The sequence below is a fragment of the Pseudobacillus sp. FSL P4-0506 genome, assembly GCF_038003025.1.
Taxonomy (GTDB): Bacteria; Bacillota; Bacilli; order Bacillales; family Domibacillaceae; genus Pseudobacillus.
The window spans coordinates 3,504,324-3,524,529 of record NZ_JBBOOI010000001.1 but is presented as its reverse complement, the minus strand read 5'-3'; the positions used below and the strand labels follow the sequence as shown (position 1 = coordinate 3,524,529).

The window sequence follows — 20,206 nt, the reverse complement described above, 5'->3', positions numbered from 1 at the left end:
AGTATGCGTCAGGCTTGATGATCCTTTGTAGAAAGCTGCTACAGGCAGCTTTCTTTTTTTGTATATATCTTGCTCTGTCTCTTTAATAAGGACACTCTTGTTTTCTTATAATCATAATCCCCTCCTTATTACATATATTGAATGAGAATGGAAGGAGGGGACATGCTTGAGAAGAGTTTCAGCTGTCACGATTAGAAAACGGCTTGTGTTCGCGTTGCTCGCCGGCATTACCATATTTATGATTATCGGGCTGAGGCTTGGGTATGTACAGTTCGCTTTAGGCGATGATTTGACGGACAAGGCACAAGATTTATGGAGCCGCAATATCCCTTTTGAACCGGAGAGAGGAAAGATTATCGATCGAAATGGAACGGCTCTAGCAGAGAATAAAAGTGCACCCACTGTTTATGTTGTTCCACGACAAATAGAGAACCCGGAGGAAGCGGCCAAGAAGCTGGCATCCGTCTTAAATATTGAAGAGAAAAAAGCCTATCTTCACTTAACGAAAAAGTCATCTATTGAAAGGATCCACCCAGAAGGGAGAAAAATCTCATTTGAAAAAGCCGAGGAAATACGAAGGCTTGGCATTAAAGGGATATATATCGCGGAGGATTCGAAAAGACATTATCCCTTTGGAAAAAGCTTAGCTCACGTCCTTGGTTTTGCTGGAATTGATAACCAAGGGCTTATGGGCTTGGAAGCCTATTATGATGCGGAATTAAGTGGACAGAAAGGTTCTATGAGGTTCTTCTCAGATGCAAAAGGAAAAAGGATGCCGCAAATGCCGGATGGTTATGCAGCACCGGTGGATGGCCTGGACTTAAGATTGACCATCGATTCAAATATCCAAACAATCGTGGAAAGAGAGCTTGATATTGCTGAAGCAAAATATGAGCCGGATGGAGCCATTACCATTGCGATGAACCCAAATAATGGAGAGATTTTGGCGATGGCAAGCCGTCCTTCGTTTAACCCAGAGCAATTTCAAAACGTCTCTCCGGAAATTTATAACCGCAATTTACCGATTTGGAGCACATATGAGCCAGGATCGACCTTTAAGATTATTACGCTGGCAGCTGCTCTCGAAGAAAAGAAAGTGGATTTGTATAAGGACCATTTTCATGATTCTGGTTCGGTGGAAGTTGGTGGAGCAAGGCTACGCTGCTGGAAAAAGGGAGGCCACGGGCATCAGTCTTTCTTGGAAGTGGTGGAAAACTCTTGCAACCCAGGATTTGTAGAACTCGGCGAGCGTTTAGGAAAAGAAAAATTATTTCAGTACATCCGTAATTTCGGCTTTGGCGAGAAAACAGGTATTGATCTGCAAGGGGAAGGCAAGGGGATTCTTTTCAACATGGGGAGAGTCGGCCCAGTGGAGCAGGCTACCACTGCTTTTGGACAAGGGGTAGCAGTGACGCCGATTCAGCAGGTCACAGCTGTTTCTGCAGCCGTCAATGGAGGGATTCTCTACCAGCCATACGTAGCCAAGGAACTTATTGACCCAACGACAGGAGAAGTAGTCAAACGAAAGGCACCCGTTGTAAAAAGACGTGTAATTTCAACTGAAACGTCAGAAAAAATTCGCTTTGCACTTGAAAGTGTGGTGGCCAAAGGGACAGGAAGAAACGCATTTATCGAAGGGTATCGTGTAGGAGGGAAAACCGGGACGGCTCAGAAAGCAAAGGACGGTCGCTATCTTGAAAACAATCATATCGTTTCTTTCATCGGTGTAGCACCCGCCGATAACCCTCAAATTGTTGTTTACACAGCCATTGACAATCCGAAGGGAACTGTCCAATTCGGTGGAACTGTAGCAGCGCCGATTGTAGGGAAAATTATGGAGGATAGCTTGCAAGTGCTTGATGTCAAACCTCGCAAAAAGCAGATCGAAAAAGAAACGCAATGGAATGACCCTCAAATTGTAGCGGTGCCTGATTTTAAAGGAATGGATAAAAAAGACCTTTCCCAGCAGCTATATAATTTTAAGCTTGAGATTGAAGGAAACGGGCAAAAGATTGTTCAGCAATCTCCCGAAGCTGGCACTAAAGTGGAAGCCGGCTCGACCATTAGATTATTCATGAATTAACCGTTAGATATGGGGCTTTTCAAAGATCCAGCCGACCAAAAGTTTATTTCCCGCCGCTTTTTATCGGCGGGTCTTTCATTTATTGGGAAGGAAATAACAAAATCATGACTAAAAAATCATGCAAAAAATTTAATTTGTGATAATATGGTCGTTGTGATTTTTTCTGAAAAGAAGTCGCATCCTTCTCTCTTTTTAGTTAAAATAGTAAAAGGCTTTGCTTAAACAACAATACATATACAGAAGCTGTACGGAAAGGATTGAAAAAAGTGAATCTATCAGACTTATTAAAGTCTCTCCCTTTTTATAAATTATCTCATTCATCAAATCCGGAGATTTTATCTTTAGAGAACGACCATAGGCAAGTGCAAGAAGGGTCTTTATTTATTTGCATTAAAGGCTATACATTTGATGGTCACACGGTTGCACAGGAGGCGGTTAACAGAGGGGCACGGGCTATATTGGCGGAACAGCCGGTTAAAGTGGAAGGTGCGCCTGTTATTACCGTAACGGATACAAAAAAAGCAATGGCTATTCTCGCTGATTTTTACTATGGATCGCCAACTTCCAAAATGAAGCTTGTTGGGATTACTGGTACAAACGGCAAGACAACGACGAGCCATCTTTTAACAGAGATTTATAAAGAAGCCGGCGAAACAACCGGTTTGATCGGAACGATGTACATGAAGATTGGAGAAGAAGTGATCAACACGAAAAACACAACTCCAGAAAGCCTGACACTACAAAAAACTTTTAAGAAAATGAAAGATAACGATGTGACAGCTGCTGTGATGGAAGTTTCTTCGCATTCGTTAGTTGAAGGCCGAGTGTGGGGATGTGATTATGATGTCGCTGTTTTTACAAATCTAACGCAAGATCATCTCGATTATCATCATACAATGGAAGAGTATCGGCGGGCAAAGGGTCTGCTATTTGCTCAGCTAGGCAATACCTATTCAACTGACAAGCCGAAATTCGCTGTGTTGAATGAGGATGAAGAAGCAACTGTCTTTTACAAGAAAGAGACAGCTGCTCATATTGTGACTTACGGGATTGATCATGAAGCTATGTTTCGGGCTACGGATATCAAGTTGACATCTAAGGGAACAGAATTTCTTCTTTGTTATCCGGAAGGGAGTAGAAAGGTTGAAACGAAGCTTGCCGGAAAGTTTAACGTTTATAACGTTTTAGCTGCTCTTGCTGCTGCTTATGCGGGAGGAGTAGAGGTTGAAACGGCGGTGCGGGCGATTGAGCGGATAGAGGGAGTAGCAGGTCGATTTGAGCTGGTAACCAATGATCAGGGAATTGCTGTTATCGTTGACTACGCCCATACGCCTGATAGTCTCGTTAATGTATTAAAAACTGTTCAGCCATTAACTGAAGGGCGGATGTTTGCGATCGTGGGCTGTGGAGGCGACCGAGATCGGACAAAGCGCCCAATCATGGCTAGCGTAGCATGTAAATATGCAACGAATGCGATCTTTACATCAGACAATCCACGAAGTGAGGACCCGGCCACTATTTTAAATGATATGGAAGCTGGGGTCACAGGAGAATTATACGAAGTCATACCCGATCGGAGAGAAGCGATCTTCTATGCTATCGAACATGCCCAACCAGGGGATGCTGTTGTTATAGCCGGGAAAGGGCATGAAACCTATCAGATCATTGGCGATAAAGTTCTGGACTTTGATGACCGGGAAGTTGCCAAAGAGGCACTCAGCAGCCGAAAGAAAGAGGCGAATTAATATGCTGGAGAGAGATGTATTTTTAACAATGTTTATGGCTTTTTTCGTTACCGTTATTATAGCGCCGATGTTCATTCCGTTTTTACGGAGATTGAAGTTTGGCCAAAGTATTCGTGAGGAAGGGCCTGAATCGCACCAAAAAAAATCCGGTACACCGACGATGGGCGGCATTGTTTTCCTGCTCGCTATCATTGTGACCGTTTTGTTTATGTCCCAGGTTTATGCAAGTATTGGAGCAGAAACGATATTGCTGCTGCTTGTAACGATTGGCTTTGGCCTGCTCGGTTTTCTTGATGACTTTATCAAAGTCGTTATGAAGAGAAACTTGGGATTAACGTCCAAGCAAAAGCTTGCAGGGCAAATTGTTATCTCTGTTCTGTTTTACATTATCTACACGAAAAATAATTTATCTACAGAATTAACCATTCCTTTAACAGATATATCATTTGATGCTGGCATCTTATATGCTGTATTCGTTATTTTCTGGCTTGTTGGTTTTTCCAACGCCGTAAATTTAACTGATGGGCTTGACGGACTCGTGTCCGGAACGGCTGCTATCGCTTTTGGTGCTTTTGCTGTACTTGCATGGAATCAAGGGCTCAATGAGACTGCCATCTTTTCCTTTGCTGTAGTCGGAGCAGTGCTTGGTTTCTTAGTATTTAATGCTAACCCTGCAAAAGTATTTATGGGAGATACTGGATCGCTGGCTCTTGGTGGCGCCATCGCGGCTATTTCTATCCTGACTAAGTCTGAATTTCTCCTGCTTGTTATTGGCGCTGTTTTCGTGGCTGAAACATTGTCGGTTATCATTCAAGTTATCTCTTTTAAAACAACAGGTAAGCGTGTGTTCCGCATGAGTCCGCTCCATCATCATTTTGAACTGGGCGGATGGTCAGAATGGCGGGTAGTAGTTACATTTTGGACGGTCGGTGTACTGTGTGCGATGATCGGAATTTATATCGGAGCGTGGATCTAATTGAAAACAATAACAAACTTTCAGCATAAAAAAATTCTTGTCTTAGGGCTTGCAAAAAGTGGAGTCAGCGCGGCTTTACTTTTACATAAACTAGGTGCTTTCGTGACGGTAAACGATCGGCAGCCCTTAAATGAAAATCCGGAAGCGCAACATTTACTTGAACAGGGAATTAAAGTGATTTGTGGAAGCCATCCGATTGAATTGCTTGATGAAGGGTTCGAGATCATCGTGAAAAACCCAGGAATTCCTTATCATAATCCGCTTGTTGCCGGGGCGGCTGAGAGAGGGATTCCTGTATTGACAGAAATCGAGCTTGCTTATTTAATCTCTGAAGCGCCATTTATCGGAATTACCGGTACAAACGGAAAAACGACCACAACCACACTGATCTATGAAATGTTTAAGGCGGACAAGAAAAGTGCAGTACTTGCCGGGAATATTGGACAGGTTGCTTCAGAGGTAGTGCAGGAAGCGCAGCCGAAGGACCATGTAATCATTGAATTGTCGTCTTTTCAACTGCTTGGCATAGACAAGTTCCGCCCACATATTGCGGTTATTACTAATTTGTATGAGGCTCATCTTGATTACCATGGAACGAAGGAAGAATATGCGCAAGCAAAGTTAAATATTACGAAGAACCAGACAGAGAATGATTTTTTGATAGTGAATGCGGACCAGGAGCATTTGCTACAGCTTACAGAAAAGACGGAAGCAGCACTCGTCCCTTTTTCGACAAAGGAATTGAAAGCAACAGGTGCATGTGTGCAGGATAAGTATATAGTCTTTCGAGGCGAAAGAATTATAGCTCTTGCAGAGGTTGCCCTGCCAGGTGCTCATAATTTAGAGAATATCCTGGCAGCTGTGTCTGCAGCTAAATTGGCTGGGGTGACGAACGAAGCGATTAAGGAAGTGCTGACTACTTTTTCTGGTGTAAGACATCGAACACAATTTGTTCGCGAATGGAACGGCCGGAAATTTTATAACGATTCAAAAGCAACCAATACGCTTGCTACCAAAAGCGCGTTGGCCGCATTTGACCAGCCGATCGTGTTACTGGCAGGCGGATTGGACAGAGGGAATGGATTCGATGATTTAATTCCGTATATGAAGAATGTAAAGGCATTAATTACGTTTGGTGAAACAGCAGGAAAGCTTTCGGAAACAGCCGAAAGGGCTGGGGTAGAGAAAGTGGTAAAAACGGAAAATATGCAGCAAGCTGTGCAAGCGGCCTATGAGTCTTCCGCGGAAGGAGACATCATTTTATTGTCACCGGCTTGTGCGAGCTGGGATCAATATAAAACTTTTGAGCAGCGTGGAGATATATTTATCGAAGCTGTGCATACATTGAAATAAAGAGCTTGTCTTCTTAAGCAAATTGTCGGGGCATGCTCTGGATTCTTGAATTAGAGGTGTATGCCATTGCCGGTAAAAAAATTTGCTCCTGATTACGTCCTGCTAATTTTGATTTCAGTTCTGCTCACTATTGGAATCACCATGGTGTACAGTGCAAGCGAAATATGGGCTGAATACAAATTTCATGACGCGTTCTTTTTTGCTAAAAGGCAACTTTTATTCGCGGTTGTTGGATTTGTTGCCATGATTACCATTATGAACGTGGAGTATTGGACATGGCGCCGCTTTTCAAAATCAGCATTGATTGTCTGTTTTGTTCTGCTGATCCTTGTGTTAATACCGGGGGTTGGGATGGTAAGGAACGGCTCTCAAAGCTGGATCGGAGCAGGGGCATTTTCTATTCAGCCTTCCGAATTTATGAAGCTGGCGATGATTATCTTCTTAGCTGGGTATTTATCTGAAAACCAAAAGTATATGATTTATTTTAGAAAAGGACTGCTGCCGGCGCTTGGACTGGCCTTTACTGCTTTTGGATTAATTATGCTGCAGCCGGATCTCGGAACAGGAACGGTCATGATAGGAACGTGTCTTGTGATGATTTTTTTATCCGGTGCTCGGATTTTCCACTTTGCTCTTATGGGGTTCGCTGGAATTGCTGGTTTTGCAGCGTTGGTGTTGTCAGCGCCTTACCGAATCAAGCGGATTACCTCCTTTCTGGATCCGTGGTCGGATCCGTTAGGAAGTGGGTTTCAAATTATTCAATCGCTTTATGCCATTGGACCTGGAGGACTGTTTGGTCTTGGGATCGGTGGAAGCCGTCAGAAATATTATTATTTGCCCGAGCCGCAAACTGATTTTATTTTTGCGATATTAGCAGAGGAGCTTGGTTTTATCGGAGGGATTTTCATCCTCTTGCTCTTCTCATTGCTCTTTTGGCGGGGCATCAGGATTGCTCTTAATGCCCCTGATTTATTTGGTAGCTTCCTTGCAGCGGGGATTATTTCGATGCTGGCCATACAAGTCATCATTAATATCGGTGTAGTCACCGGCTTGATGCCTGTCACTGGTATTACTCTCCCTTTCTTGAGCTATGGAGGGTCGTCTTTAACGCTCATGCTCGCAGCGTTTGGTATTTTACTTAACATCAGCCGCTACGCCAAACGTTAAAAGCGCCTTCTGTCAGATCAGCTGCTAATTTTTTAAGATATATTATCCCTACGACAGCTTGAAACCTGATTATTCAGGTTTCTTTTTTTTTTTGAAAAACCTTGATTTTAACCTGATATCATTTGATTCTCGCTATCTATTGATTTAATATGAGATTGCATTAAGTGAAATCGACAAGAATAAGATTATTGCTTGAGTCAGAAATGTAACAATTAGGTGAGAATTGCTACATTTTTTTTGTTTCCTTTTCAAATAAGCAAAGTTATATTTATATAATGGGTGATTGTAGTATGATAAAGGACAGCGACCTATCTCTGCTTTTATGGAGAGAAGGCAAGAAACCTTTTGATTTAACTATACATACACTTATAGAAACAAGACGTGCAGTGATTAATTTGAGGTGAAAAGAAAATGAAAATAGTGGTCAGCGGCGGAGGAACTGGTGGACATATTTATCCAGCTCTCGCCCTTATAAGGACAATAAAAGAAAAATATCCTGAAACTTCATTTTTGTATATCGGTACGGAAAAGGGTTTGGAATCTAAACTCGTCACGAGAGAAGATATTCCGTTTCGCTCCATTGAGATAACGGGATTTAAACGCAGCCTTTCCATGGAGAATGTAAAAACAGTAATGCGCTTTCTAAAAGGTGTAAAAGAATGTAAAAGAATGATAAAAGAATTTAAGCCTGATGCTGTGATTGGTACGGGTGGATACGTATGCGGGCCTGTCGTCTATGCTGCTGCCAAGCTCGGCATTCCGACTGTTATTCACGAGCAAAATAGCGTACCTGGGCTGACGAATAAGTTTTTGAGCAAATATGTAGATAAGGTAGCTATCTGTTTTGAGGAGGCAGGCAGCTTTTTTCCTGAAAACAAAGTGGTGCTAACCGGAAATCCGCGCGCTTCAGAAGTCGCCAACGCCAAGCGGTCTAATGCTTTAAAAAACTTGGGTTTATCTGAGAAAGAGAAAACTGTGCTCATTTTCGGAGGCAGCAGGGGCGCGCGTCCGATTAATGAAGCCGTTGTGGAGTCGCTTGCCCAATTCGCTGACAGGCCCTATCAAGTTCTCTATATAACAGGTGAGGTCCATTTTGAGCAAGTTCAAAAAGAAGCGGAAGCTGCAGGCAAGCCTGAAAATGTAGTCGTCGTCCCATTTATTCATAACATGCCTGAGGTACTCGTTGAATGCGACCTTGTTGTTTCAAGAGCCGGAGCTACCACCTTAGCTGAACTAACCGCTCTTGGTGTTCCCAGCATACTCATACCGAGTCCGTACGTGACAAATAATCACCAGGAGAAAAACGCCCGTTCACTGACAGACCATGGGGCTGCTATCATGCTTGGAGAAAAAGAGCTGACTTCTGACTCGCTGCTAAAAAATCTTGATCATGTTTTGTTAAATGAAGATGAATGGCATCGAATGAAGGAAGCTGCGGCTCATTTAGGCATTAAAGACGCATCAGAGCGGTTGTTTGCAGTCATGCTTGAGCTAGCCAATAAATAACAAATGAACAATTTCTAAACGCAGAATTAATAGGAAGTAAATAAAAGAGTGGTTTTTTCTTTTATCCTCTTTCTCTCTGCATTACAATAAGTGTAATAGGGGGATGCGGCATAGATGTTTAGCCGCTCTTCTACTTATTATTTAATCGGACAGATCGGTGAACCTGGAGGAAAGGATATGGAAAAAGGAAAAATCGTCTCCATTGAAGAGAGAATTCCAAAGCTGAAAAAGTTGAGAAAAAGAAAAACAAACCGGCGGCTCATCTTCATTATTTCCTTGTTTTTCCTGATCGTATTGGCTGTTGGTTACCTTCAGTCGCCACTCAGCAAAGTTTCATCTATTAAAGTAGAAGGAAACGAGCTGTCCTCAAATGCTGACATCATTGCCCAAAGCGGCATTAAAGAAGGAGACAGCATCTGGAAAGTAGGAATGAACCGATCAGAGAAAAAACTTGAAAGTGATCCGAAAATTCATCAGGCCGATGTGTCAATTGTTTTTCCTAACAAATTAAAAATCTCTGTGAAAGAACAACAAAAGCTCGCTTATCTGGCAAAAGGGAAAAAACTATTCCCAGTGTTGAACAATGGAACAATACTCAGAGACGCAGCAGACGGCACACCTGAACAATTACCAGTTCTGTATGATTTCAAGTCGGGCAAAGAATTGAGTCGGCTGATGAGATCATTGGAACAGTTGCCGAGTGAAATAGTAAATTCCATCTCAGAAATTTACTATGCGCCTAAAAAAACGGACTCTCTTCATATTCAACTATTCATGAACGATGGATTTGAGGTTTCAGCTACCCTTAAAACCTTTTCTGACAAGATGGTTTATTACCCTGCGATTGTCAGCCAGCTTGATCCCAACGTCAAAGGGATTATTGATTTGGAAGTGGGCTCATACTTTAAAGCCTATGACTCAGAAAAAGGAAAAAAGGCTGAAGAACCAACCCCTCAACAGTAATTGTAACTATCTCGAATTTAAAAGGTCAATTAGTTAATGGTAAAAAATGTTTGAAACCCCTTTATTTAGAAGGAAACAATCGCTTTCTTTCAGTAAAATTGGCTTTTCTAGGGTCGCAACTTGGTGTAGACTTGTAGATAGCGGTTCTGTAACACTTTAGATATTTTTTATCTTTAACAGTTTTCCAATTAATCTATGAAAAAAGCAAAATAACAAAAAATATTAAATTTTAAAAGGGAATTATGTTGAAAATGACGAATGTTTTCTATTATATAAATAATTCGACCAAAAGAGAAAAAATTGTTGTTCGGACAATGAGTTTTTCAGAGCCAAGGGAGGTGCCACAGAATGAACAGCAATGAAGTATTAGTAAGTCTTGACATCGGTACGTCCGCTATAAAGGTAATAATTGGTGAGATGGTAAATGAATCGTTAAATATTATCGGTGTCGGGAACGTAAAATCGAAAGGAATTCGAAAGGGTTCAGTCGTAGACATTGATGAAACCGTTCATTCAATAAAAAAAGCAATTGAACAGGCAGAAAGAATGGTAGGGATAGAAATTAAACAGGTGGTTGTCGGCATCGCCGGCAATCATGCTCTTCTACAGCCATGCAGTGGGGTAGTGGCTGTCTCTAGTGAAAACCGAGAAATTACTGATGTCGATGTAGCCAGAGTCATTGATGCGTCACAGGTAATGTCTATTCCTCCAGACCGGGAGATTATCAATGTGATCCCAAAGCAATTTATCGTGGATGGTTTAGATGAAATTACTGATCCGCGCGGTATGATTGGCGTCCGGCTGGAAATGGAAGGAATCATTGTTACAGGCTCTAAGACCTTTTTACATAATACATTACGTTGTGTAGAGCGTGCTGGTCTTGAAATAATGGACATTGTTTTTCAACCGCTGGCAGCGGGAGAAGTTGCTTTATCGAAAGATGAGCAAAATTTAGGAACTGTTCTTATTGACATTGGAGGAGGTTCTACTACTGTAGCCGCATTCAGTCAAGGGAATATAAGGGCAACAGCCGTCTTTCCAATTGGCGGCGACCATATTACAAAAGATTTATCTATTGGATTACGGACGACTACTGAAGATGCAGAGCAAATTAAATTAAAGCATGGGCATGCTTTTTATGACATGGCCTCTGAAGAAGAAGTGTTTAGTGTTCCTATTATTGGCAGTGATCAGCATCAGCAATTTAGTCAATTGGAGATCTCCGATATTATCGAAGCGAGGTTAGAAGAAATATTTGAGATGATTCTTGACGAGTTAAGACATCAGGGGGTACAGGATGTGCCTGGTGGATTTGTTTTAACGGGCGGAACATCCGCTCTACCAGGAATACTGGATTTAGCTCAAGATGTTTTCCAAAACCGCGTTCGCATGGCGATTCCTGATTATATTGGAGTAAGGGAGCCGCAATATACGGCATCGGTTGGCTTAATCAAATATGCTTATAAAAACGCTAAATTGCAAGGAAGAAAAGTTAATGCTGTCCAAGAACCAATTATGGTGCCTGAATCGCGGCATGAAGAACCTTTGCCGCCTAAAAAAGCAAAGCCCGAGAAGCAGCCGGAACAGAAGCTGACTTCAAGAGTAAAGAAGTTTTTCGGATACTTTTTCGAAGAATAAGTCATCGTAGAGAAATAACGACGAATTAGGAGGATTTGTCATGTTGGAGTTTGATACTAATTTAGATTCATTAGCGACTATAAAAGTTATTGGCGTAGGCGGCGGCGGAAACAATGCTGTTAACCGTATGATTGAACACGGGGTGCAAGGGGTTGAATTTATTGCGGTTAATACCGATGCCCAAGCACTTAATCTATCAAAAGCTGAAGTGAAAATGCAGATCGGTTCAAAGCTTACACGTGGACTAGGTGCAGGTGCAAATCCGGAAGTAGGAAAGAAAGCAGCAGAAGAAAGCAAAGAACAAATTGAGGAAGCGTTGCGTGGAGCCGATATGGTATTTGTTACAGCCGGAATGGGCGGTGGAACAGGTACGGGGGCCGCTCCGGTTATTGCCCAGATTTCTAAAGATCTTGGTGCGTTAACGGTTGGCGTTGTGACCCGTCCGTTTACATTTGAAGGACGCAAACGGGCCACACAAGCAGCTAGTGGTATTGAAGCAATGAAAGCATCGGTCGATACGTTAATTGTTATTCCGAACGACCGATTGCTAGAGATCGTTGACAAAAGCACACCAATGCTTGAAGCATTCCGAGAAGCGGATAATGTTTTACGCCAAGGGGTTCAAGGGATATCGGATTTGATCGCTACTCCTGGTTTAATTAACCTGGATTTTGCCGATGTAAAAACAATTATGTCCAATAAAGGATCCGCCCTTATGGGAATCGGGATTGCTTCCGGCGAAAACCGTGCAGCGGAAGCCGCGAAAAAGGCGATTTCGAGCCCATTGCTTGAGACATCTATCGATGGAGCGCAAGGTGTAATCATGAATATCACAGGTGGAACGAATTTAAGCCTTTATGAAGTACAGGAAGCCGCTGATATTGTCGCTTCTGCTTCAGACCAGGAAGTAAATATGATTTTCGGTTCCGTGATTAATGAAAATTTAAAAGACGAAATTGTTGTAACTGTTATTGCGACTGGCTTTAAAGAGTCGGATTTACAGCAGCCGAAGCAGCCACGAGCTGGTTTTGGCCAAATGAAGCAGTCTGTTCAAGCACCTGTTTCTCCACCGAAGCGCGAACTGAGACAAGAAGAGGCACCTCCACAACAAGAGATGCCATCAAGACAGCCGTCTCAGCCAGCTGAAGAGACCTTAGACATACCGACATTCCTTAGAAATAGAAATAGACGCCGCTAATAAACAGGTAAGCGACAAAGATAAAGGCTGTTCCATTGGGACAGCCTTTATCTTTTTTTATTATAGAACATCTGTTCTTAAAGCGCAATTCTTTCCTCTCTCTAATCTGACAAAAACCGGAATTTTCCTTTAAAAATTGTTTCATTTCCCTTCTATATTGTGACACACTTCTTTTTTATTGCCCGATATACTTTTAATAAATACTCTTATTAAATGCAAGTGAACCTAAAAGGAGGATAGGGTACGTGTGGTTTTATATTTAGACGCGCTATGGCTATTGAATCTACTTGCGGACAGCTTGTTATTGTGGATGACGGCTATCTTTCTGAAAAGATCTGTAAAATGGTATCGCCTCCTAATTGGAGGAGGGATCGGTTCCATTAGTATTTTGTTGATGGTTACACCCTTTGCAGGAATTGCAGGACACCCATTTGCAAAACTCTCTTTATCAGTAGCGATGGTGTTAGCCGTATTTGGCTATCGGCGATGGAAATACTTTTTTGTTAATTTAATGGCTTTTTATTTCTCTACATTTTTAACCGGGGGCATGCTGTTGGGGGCCCATTATTTTATTCAATTTGATATGCAGATGGAGTCGGAATTTTTTCTGGCGGGATTAAAGGGATTTGGAGACCCTATCAGCTGGGTATTTGTCATGTTCGGTTTGCCAATTGCTTTCTATTTTGCCAGGAGCCGGGCAGACGATTTCGAGACAGCAAAACTTCAGCATGATCAACTGCTTGATGTAAAGATCATGATTAACGGCGCAGAATTTCTTTTAAAGGGACTTGTTGATACAGGGAACCAATTACACGACCCTCTTTCTAAAGCGCCTGTTATGTTGGTTTCTATTACTGGTTTAGAGGAACAGTTGCCTAAAGAAGTGATTAAAGCCGCAGATCAGCCAGAAATTTTGCTTTTCCAGGATGAATATTTGCCAGGAGAATGGCTTGATAAAATGAGATTAATTCCAGCTAAGTCTGTCGGAAAGGCCCATCAGCTACTACCAGCTTTTAAACCCGATTATGTAGAGATTAGCAATGGTCAGAAAAAAGCAGTCGTGTCAAAAGCGCTTGTTTCTTTTACATCTATGAGTTTATCATCTGACAATCAGTTTTCATGTATTCTGCACCCCAAAATGGCCTTGTCTTTGTCTTATGAAGAAGTATCATAACTTGCGATATTTATTCTTATTAATGAGGAGGTTGCTTTATGAGGAGTTTGCGATTAAAAATCACTTATTATTGGTACAAGCTGCTTATTAAATTGAAGCTGAAAACGGATGAAATTTATTATATTGGCGGAAGTGAGGCGCTTCCCCCACCTTTATCACGGGACGAAGAGGAAAAACTGCTTATCAAGTTGCCGAAAGGCGATCAGGCAGCCAGAGCGCTGCTGATTGAAAGAAACCTGCGGCTTGTTGTCTACATTGCAAGAAAGTTCGAAAACACGGGCATCAATATTGAAGACTTAATTAGTATCGGCACGATTGGTTTAATTAAAGCGGTGAATACGTTTAACCCGGAAAAGAAAATTAAACTAGCCACGTATGCATCCAGATGTATTGAAAATGAAATTTTAATGTACTTGCGTCGCAACAATAAAATTCGTTCAGAGGTATCATTCGATGAACCGTTGAATGTCGACTGGGATGGGAATGAATTGTTGCTTTCGGATGTTCTTGGCACAGATGACGATATCATCACAAGAGACATTGAAGCAGGAGTAGACAGAAGTCTTTTATTTAAAGCGATGGAACATCTGTCTGATAGAGAAAAACAAATCATGGAGCTGCGCTTCGGTCTAAAAGGAGAAGAGGAAAAAACACAGAAAGATGTGGCGGATTTATTAGGAATTTCGCAATCTTATATTTCCAGACTAGAAAAAAGAATTATTCAGCGGCTGCAAAAAGAATTTAATAAAATGGTTTGACTGACTCGTATTCCCCATTTGCAAATGAATGGCTAAGCGCCTAACAGAAAGCAGACAAAATGGGGAATTTTTATTATTTATGAACGAAAGTAACTGTGTGCATATTTCAAATTATACTTATAAGCTGGAACAGGGGCTCTTTAAAGTTAGAGTTTGTTTACGAATCAACATCGTTATTTATTTAGTGTAGTGCTCCTCCTGCTTCTGACTGAGCCGCTTCTGCTTTTCTTTGTCCAGCTGCAGGCGCTTGCGCGTACACGGATTTCGCTCTCTCAGTCGGAGTTTGGAAAGCAACTCCTCGTCGAGAGCCCCAATCCGCTATCGCGCAGAACGAGCGTCTTCCGCATTTCTTTTATGCATAGTTTTCTTTTTGTGGGGAGATACTGTTGGTTGTACAGCAGTTCCTGCGAGGAGGGAAATTTCATAATGGCGCGTAATAAAGTGGAGATATGCGGTGTGGATACTTCGAAGCTTCCCGTGTTAAAAAATGAAGAGATGCGAGATTTATTCCGTCGTCTTCAGGGAGGAGAACTGAGTGCACGGGAAAAGCTTGTAAATGGAAATTTGCGGCTCGTGTTAAGCGTAATTCAACGGTTTAATAATCGCGGTGAATATGTAGATGACTTATTTCAAGTCGGCTGTATTGGACTAATGAAATCGATTGATAATTTTGACTTAAGCCATAATGTCCGTTTTTCTACATATGCTGTGCCTATGATTATCGGCGAAATTCGGCGATATTTGCGTGACAACAATCCAATCAGAGTTTCTCGTTCGCTGCGGGATATTGCCTATAAAGCCCTGCAGGTGAGGGAGAGGTTGATTGCTGAAACATCAAAGGAGCCGACGGCTGAAGAGATCAGCAGGGAGCTTGATGTACCGAAGGAAGAAATTGTATTCGCCCTCGATGCGATTCAAGATCCGGTTTCTTTATTTGAGCCAATTTATAATGATGGCGGTGATCCGATTTTTGTTATGGATCAATTAAGTGATGATAGTCATAAAGATACGCAATGGATCGAGGAGATCGCTTTAAAAGAAGGATTGAAAAGGCTGAATGATCGAGAGAAAATGATTATCCGTAAACGATTTTTTCAAGGAAAGACACAAATGGAAGTTGCTGAAGAAATTGGTATTTCGCAAGCTCAAGTATCCAGGCTTGAAAAAGCAGCTATTAAACAAATGAATAAAAATATTAATTAAAAGTTGAAATAAGACTCTTCCAGGGCGGCCGCCTAAGAGTCTTATTTTTTTGTTTCTGCATATAGTAATATATCGGCAACTAAGCATTAAAGGGGGCAAGGCATTGGGAAGAATATCTGATTTTCAGCTGAAAGATATTGTCAATGTAGCCAACGGCAAGAAACTTGGAAACATTTCTGATATTCATTTGAATTTAACAGCGGGAACGATCGACTCTATTGTCATTAGTAGTTCCGGAAAAATATTTGGGCTTTTTGGAAAAGAAGAAGAAATTGTTATTCCTTGGTCACAGATTGTTAAGATTGGAGAAGATGTTATTCTTGTCCGTTATTCTGGGAACTCATTATCTGCAGAGGGCGGATCAAGAGAGGAATAATTTGTTTTTCAGTGACGTTTCCTGTTTGATTATGTTACACTAAAAGAAAATGCTCGGGAGTAGAAAAATGACGGAACCCTTTGTTTCTGCGCATGACAGCTTTTATATAATTAAAGATTGGCACGAGGCAGTACCCGGCCTCGTCGCAGGTTTTTCTACCAAAGCAGGCGGCGTGAGCACCGGGGATTTTGCCAGTTTGAATACCGGTTTTCATGTGAATGACCGCCCGGAAGATGTAAGAGCCAACCGAGTGAAGGTTGGCCGGCTTCTAGGTTTATCAGCAGAGTCATGGATTGGCGCCTGCCAGACACATGGAAACCGTATTGCTTGCGTAACCGGAGCAGACAGCGGAAAAGGTGCCCTCGATTATGAGTCAGGCTTTTCGGATACAGATGGTTTTTACACGGAGGAAAAGGGCATCCTGTTAACGCTTGTTTTTGCTGACTGTGTCCCTCTTTACTTTTTATCTAGAAAGCATAAAAGAGTGGGAACGGCTCATGCGGGCTGGAAAGGAACCGTGCTTGGCATTGGAGCCAGCATGGTAGAACAGTGGAAGAGAGATGGAATTAAGCCGGGGGAGATAGAAGCGGTGATCGGTCCGTCGATTTGCCAGAGTTGCTATAAAGTGGACAGCAGGGTGATCGATAAGGCGCGCCAGTGGCTGGACGATTGTTATCCTCTGCCGTTTTCACCGGTCGCTGGGGAAGCGGGACAGTTCTATCTTTCATTACAAGAGCTGAATAAGCTGATTTTAATGAAAGCTGGAGTTCCTCCGGAAAATATTCGATCAACGATGCAATGTACAAGCTGTGGTGCAGAGTTTTTTTCGCATCGCCGCGATAAAGGAAAAACAGGAAGAATGCTAGGGTTCATTGGATGGAAGGAAGGAGTTTCAACGTGAAAGTAGCAGAAAAGTTGCAGGGTGTACAGCTGCGAATTCAAGAAGCCTGCGAAAGAGTGGGCAGACAAACAGATGAAGTAAAAGTGATTGCTGTAACTAAGTATGTATCGGTGGAGAGAGCGCAGGAAGCACTCGAGGCCGGACTCGTTCATCTCGGTGAAAACCGTGATGAAGGGTTGCTGGAAAAGTGGGACAAGTTAAAAGGAGAGCCTATATGGCACTTCATTGGCAGCTTGCAGTCCAGAAAAGTTAAAAATATCATTGATAAAGTGTCATACATACATTCACTCGATCGTCTTTCGCTAGCTAAGGAAATTAATAAACGGGCGGAAAAGCCGATTAATTGTTTCATTCAGGTGAATGTATCAGGAGAAGAGTCAAAGCATGGATTGTCGCCTGCAGAAGTAATTACATTTGTAGAACAGCTTGCCAATTACGAGAAAATTGTCCTGTGCGGACTAATGACGATGGCGCCGTTAACAGATGATGAGAAGGTGCTGAGAACTTGCTTCAAACAGTTAAAACAGCTTCAGGAGGAAATTCAAAATAAGCAGCTGCCTTATGCCCCATGCACGGAGCTATCAATGGGAATGAGCAATGATTATCAAATTGCCATCGAAGAAGGCGCAACAATGGTGAGAATTGGAACGGCACTTGTTGGTGAATAAGCCCAGGAGGTGGAGTAATGGGAATCAAATCGAAGTTTAAAGCTTTCTTTCTGTTAGATGAGGATGACTATCAGCTAGTGGAAGAAACTGAGTCTGATGAAGAGGAAAGAACAGCAAAGAGCCCAAAATCCGCAAAGAAAAATGTAGTAAGCCTGCAAAGTGTGCAAAAGTCCTCCAAAGTGATTCTCAGTGAGCCGCGGGTATTTGCGGAAGCACAAGAAATTGCCGATCATTTGAAAAGCAGACGGGCTGTCATCGTTAATTTGCAGCGCATCCAGCATGATCAGGCAAAGCGGATCATTGACTTTTTAAGCGGAACGGTTTATGCAGTCGGTGGAGACATTCAACAGCTTGGCCAGAAAATCTTCCTTTGTACGCCGGATAATGTGGAGGTGGATGGCAACATTACACAGTTTATAACAGAAGACGATACTAATAATACGGGGTGGTCATAAGCAATATGTTAATCGTAGTCGATTTGCTCGTTAGACTGATTGAGCTCTATTCATGGGCTCTTATTATCTATATTTTAATGTCTTGGTTTCCGAATGCCCGCGAAACATCCATTGGACGCTTCCTTGCCAGAATTTGCGAGCCGTATTTAGAACCTTTTCGGAAGATTGTTCCCCCGCTTGGCATGATTGATATTTCGCCACTTGTTGCTTTCTTAGTGTTAAACCTGGCAGTGAGAGGATTGCATCAGCTTGCCATTTGGGTAATTTGATAACTTGATTGGATTGCAAGGGGAAGCGATGGCTTCCTTTTTTGCTTTTTATTTATTATGGAAGGAGAGCAGACTATGTCATCCATTTATCAGCATTTCCGCCCGGAGGAAAGAGAATTTATTGACCAGGTGCTTGAATGGAAGAGAGAAGCGGCTGAAATGTACGCGCCAAAGCTGACAGACTTCCTTGATCCGAGAGAACAGGAAATCGTTCAGTCGATTGTTGGAGGGCATGATGACACGGCTGCTTTCTTCTTCGGAGGAACGGATCAATCGGAGAGGAAAAGAGCTTATATTTGTCCCGGCTATTTTACCCCCCAAGAGAAGGACTTTGATGTTGTTCTATATGAAATTAAATATCCTGATAAATTTGTCTCTATTACCCATCCTCAAGTGCTTGGCAGTTTAATGGGACTTGGGTTGCGCCGTGGGAAGTTTGGCGATATCCTAACTGATGGAAGAAGGATTCAATTTTTAGCTGCAGAAGAAGTCAGCCATTATATTGAGCTGAATTTTAGCCAGGTTGGAAAAACAGCTATTGCACTGGATAGAAGAAGCTATGAGGAAGCTGTGGTGCAAGAGGAGAGCTGGAAGGAAATGAGCACGACTGTTAGTTCGTTGCGTCTCGATGCAATTTTATCCGCTTTTACAAAGCAGTCAAGACACAAAATACAACTTGCTATCAGAGGAGGACTTGTAAAAGTAAATTGGAAGCAGCAAGAGAATCCGGCTTTTGAATGTACAGAAGGAGATGTATTTTCTGTCAGAGGAGCAGGGCGAGCCAAGCTGTTAGCCATTGAAGGAAAAACAAAGAAAGAAAAGTGGCGAATTATACTCGGAATGGTAAAATAAATTCTCAAAATTAGAGGAATTTTACCACAAACTGTTGAAAAACCTTTATAATATTAAGCAGTGGACAAAAAAATGTGAATGAGAGATTTGCAATGGAGGTGGGCTTATGCCTTTAACGCCGTTAGATATACATAATAAGGAGTTCAGCAGAGGGTTTCGCGGATATGATGAAGATGAAGTAAATAATTTTTTGAATCAAATTATTAAAGATTACGAATTAATTATCCGAGAAAAAAAAGAGCTAGAAGAGCAGCTTAATAGCCAAAGCGAAAGACTTGGATATTTTTCGAATATCGAGGAAACACTAAATAAATCTATTGTTATTGCCCAGGAAACAGCAGAGGAAGTTAAAAGAAATGCTCACAAAGAAGCCAAGCTTCTTATTCGGGAAGCGGAAAAGAATGCAGACCGCATTGTAAATGAGTCGCTGGCAAAAGCGAGAAAGATTGCTATCGAAATCGAAGAGCTGAAAAAACAATCGAAGGTGTTTCGCACACGCTTCAAGATGTTAATGGAAGCGCAGCTTGATTTGCTTAATAATGATGATTGGGATGCACTAATGGAGTTTGAAGTAGATAATGATGAACTTGAGAAACTAAGTGAAGAAAAATTGTAAGCTTGACGAACCGCTAGACAATTTTTATAATTGAAACATTAGAAAAGCGAATAACATACATGCGATGATAGGGAGAGTACATTTTTCAATTTTTTAAGCGAGTCGGGGAACGGTGTGAGCCTGATATAAGCGAAAAATGGAAAATCACCCTGGAGCGCTCTTTTCGAACGACGGATCAAGTAGGGAAGAGCGAGTCATTCACGATACGAATGCTTGAGTGAACACATTTTTGTGTTAAGCAGGGTGGCACCGCGGGAAACCTTCTCGTCCCTTTTTTAGGGATGAGAAGGTTTTTTTGTTTAAAG

19 protein-coding genes and 1 other annotated feature are annotated in these 20,206 nt (G+C 42.0%); all 19 genes read left to right on the top strand.

The window, feature by feature from the left end:
• Nucleotides 1-166: 166 nt before the first annotated feature.
• The gene (locus tag MKZ02_RS17410; RefSeq protein ID WP_340854781.1) at nt 167-2,083 is read left to right on the top strand and encodes a stage V sporulation protein D; all 1,917 of its coding nucleotides are present in this window, start codon (nt 167-169) and stop codon (nt 2,081-2,083) included.
• A 266-nt stretch (nt 2,084-2,349) separates the two neighbouring features.
• Nucleotides 2,350-3,828: a UDP-N-acetylmuramoyl-L-alanyl-D-glutamate--2,6-diaminopimelate ligase gene (locus tag MKZ02_RS17405; RefSeq protein WP_340854780.1), complete on the top strand. Its 1,479-nt coding sequence runs from the start codon at nt 2,350-2,352 to the stop codon at nt 3,826-3,828.
• Nucleotide 3,829: 1 nt separating this feature from the next.
• Nucleotides 3,830-4,804 (top strand): phospho-N-acetylmuramoyl-pentapeptide-transferase, encoded by a 975-nt coding sequence (gene mraY / locus MKZ02_RS17400; protein WP_340854778.1) that lies wholly within the window; start codon nt 3,830-3,832, stop codon nt 4,802-4,804.
• Nucleotides 4,805-6,157, top strand: coding sequence for a UDP-N-acetylmuramoyl-L-alanine--D-glutamate ligase (murD, locus tag MKZ02_RS17395; protein ID WP_340854777.1), 1,353 nt, complete (start codon nt 4,805-4,807; stop codon nt 6,155-6,157).
• A 66-nt stretch (nt 6,158-6,223) separates the two neighbouring features.
• Entirely contained in the window at nt 6,224-7,324 is a 1,101-nt protein-coding gene (spoVE, locus tag MKZ02_RS17390; RefSeq protein WP_340854775.1) for a stage V sporulation protein E, read from the top strand.
• Between the two features lie 411 nt (nt 7,325-7,735).
• The gene (gene murG, locus MKZ02_RS17385) at nt 7,736-8,830 is read left to right on the top strand and encodes an undecaprenyldiphospho-muramoylpentapeptide beta-N-acetylglucosaminyltransferase (RefSeq protein WP_340854774.1); all 1,095 of its coding nucleotides are present in this window, start codon (nt 7,736-7,738) and stop codon (nt 8,828-8,830) included.
• Nucleotides 8,831-8,944: 114 nt separating this feature from the next.
• Complete coding sequence (locus MKZ02_RS17380; RefSeq protein ID WP_340854773.1) at nt 8,945-9,793, top strand: cell division protein FtsQ/DivIB; 849 nt, start codon at nt 8,945-8,947, stop codon at nt 9,791-9,793.
• 348 nt (nt 9,794-10,141) lie between these two features.
• A complete protein-coding gene (gene ftsA, locus MKZ02_RS17375; protein WP_120037100.1) occupies nt 10,142-11,431 on the top strand; it encodes a cell division protein FtsA in 1,290 nt (429 codons plus the stop codon).
• A gap of 40 nt (nt 11,432-11,471) precedes the next feature.
• Nucleotides 11,472-12,629, top strand: coding sequence for a cell division protein FtsZ (gene ftsZ / locus MKZ02_RS17370; protein ID WP_120037102.1), 1,158 nt, complete (start codon nt 11,472-11,474; stop codon nt 12,627-12,629).
• Nucleotides 12,630-12,876: 247 nt separating this feature from the next.
• Nucleotides 12,877-13,803, top strand: coding sequence for a sigma-E processing peptidase SpoIIGA (gene spoIIGA, locus MKZ02_RS17365; RefSeq protein ID WP_340854771.1), 927 nt, complete (start codon nt 12,877-12,879; stop codon nt 13,801-13,803).
• 38 nt (nt 13,804-13,841) lie between these two features.
• Nucleotides 13,842-14,561 (top strand): RNA polymerase sporulation sigma factor SigE, encoded by a 720-nt coding sequence (gene sigE, locus MKZ02_RS17360; protein ID WP_041099835.1) that lies wholly within the window; start codon nt 13,842-13,844, stop codon nt 14,559-14,561.
• A gap of 426 nt (nt 14,562-14,987) precedes the next feature.
• Nucleotides 14,988-15,764: an RNA polymerase sporulation sigma factor SigG gene (gene sigG / locus MKZ02_RS17355; protein WP_041099837.1), complete on the top strand. Its 777-nt coding sequence runs from the start codon at nt 14,988-14,990 to the stop codon at nt 15,762-15,764.
• 103 nt (nt 15,765-15,867) lie between these two features.
• Nucleotides 15,868-16,140: a YlmC/YmxH family sporulation protein gene (locus MKZ02_RS17350; protein WP_120037104.1), complete on the top strand. Its 273-nt coding sequence runs from the start codon at nt 15,868-15,870 to the stop codon at nt 16,138-16,140.
• Between the two features lie 67 nt (nt 16,141-16,207).
• Complete coding sequence (gene pgeF, locus MKZ02_RS17345) at nt 16,208-17,041, top strand: peptidoglycan editing factor PgeF (protein WP_340854767.1); 834 nt, start codon at nt 16,208-16,210, stop codon at nt 17,039-17,041.
• On the top strand, nt 17,038-17,709 hold the full coding sequence (locus tag MKZ02_RS17340; protein ID WP_340854766.1) for a YggS family pyridoxal phosphate-dependent enzyme: 672 nt from the start codon (nt 17,038-17,040) through the stop codon (nt 17,707-17,709). The genes pgeF and MKZ02_RS17340 overlap by 4 nt, the downstream gene beginning before the upstream one ends.
• 17 nt (nt 17,710-17,726) lie before the next feature.
• Nucleotides 17,727-18,164 carry a cell division protein SepF gene (locus MKZ02_RS17335; RefSeq protein ID WP_120037110.1) on the top strand — a complete coding sequence of 146 codons (438 nt, stop codon included), beginning with the start codon at nt 17,727-17,729 and terminating at the stop codon, nt 18,162-18,164.
• 5 nt (nt 18,165-18,169) lie between these two features.
• On the top strand, nt 18,170-18,433 hold the full coding sequence (locus MKZ02_RS17330) for a YggT family protein (RefSeq protein WP_340854765.1): 264 nt from the start codon (nt 18,170-18,172) through the stop codon (nt 18,431-18,433).
• 75 nt (nt 18,434-18,508) lie between these two features.
• Nucleotides 18,509-19,285, top strand: coding sequence for a YlmH family RNA-binding protein (locus MKZ02_RS17325; RefSeq protein ID WP_340854764.1), 777 nt, complete (start codon nt 18,509-18,511; stop codon nt 19,283-19,285).
• 106 nt (nt 19,286-19,391) lie between these two features.
• On the top strand, nt 19,392-19,901 hold the full coding sequence (locus MKZ02_RS17320) for a DivIVA domain-containing protein (RefSeq protein ID WP_120037112.1): 510 nt from the start codon (nt 19,392-19,394) through the stop codon (nt 19,899-19,901).
• Nucleotides 19,902-19,956: 55 nt separating this feature from the next.
• Nucleotides 19,957-20,176 (top strand) — a binding site (T-box leader).
• Nucleotides 20,177-20,206: the final 30 nt, after the last annotated feature.

Coding starts and splice junctions, on each gene's coding strand:
- mraY (WP_340854778.1), top strand. CDS start 3,830: ATGCTGGAGAGAGATGTATTTTTAACAATGTTTATGGCTTTTTTCGTT.
- murG (WP_340854774.1), top strand. CDS start 7,736: ATGAAAATAGTGGTCAGCGGCGGAGGAACTGGTGGACATATTTATCCA.
- MKZ02_RS17380 (WP_340854773.1), top strand. CDS start 8,945: ATGTTTAGCCGCTCTTCTACTTATTATTTAATCGGACAGATCGGTGAA.
- ftsA (WP_120037100.1), top strand. CDS start 10,142: ATGAACAGCAATGAAGTATTAGTAAGTCTTGACATCGGTACGTCCGCT.
- ftsZ (WP_120037102.1), top strand. CDS start 11,472: ATGTTGGAGTTTGATACTAATTTAGATTCATTAGCGACTATAAAAGTT.
- sigE (WP_041099835.1), top strand. CDS start 13,842: ATGAGGAGTTTGCGATTAAAAATCACTTATTATTGGTACAAGCTGCTT.
- sigG (WP_041099837.1), top strand. CDS start 14,988: ATGGCGCGTAATAAAGTGGAGATATGCGGTGTGGATACTTCGAAGCTT.
- pgeF (WP_340854767.1), top strand. CDS start 16,208: ATGACGGAACCCTTTGTTTCTGCGCATGACAGCTTTTATATAATTAAA.
- MKZ02_RS17335 (WP_120037110.1), top strand. CDS start 17,727: ATGGGAATCAAATCGAAGTTTAAAGCTTTCTTTCTGTTAGATGAGGAT.
- MKZ02_RS17330 (WP_340854765.1), top strand. CDS start 18,170: ATGTTAATCGTAGTCGATTTGCTCGTTAGACTGATTGAGCTCTATTCA.
- MKZ02_RS17325 (WP_340854764.1), top strand. CDS start 18,509: ATGTCATCCATTTATCAGCATTTCCGCCCGGAGGAAAGAGAATTTATT.
- MKZ02_RS17320 (WP_120037112.1), top strand. CDS start 19,392: ATGCCTTTAACGCCGTTAGATATACATAATAAGGAGTTCAGCAGAGGG.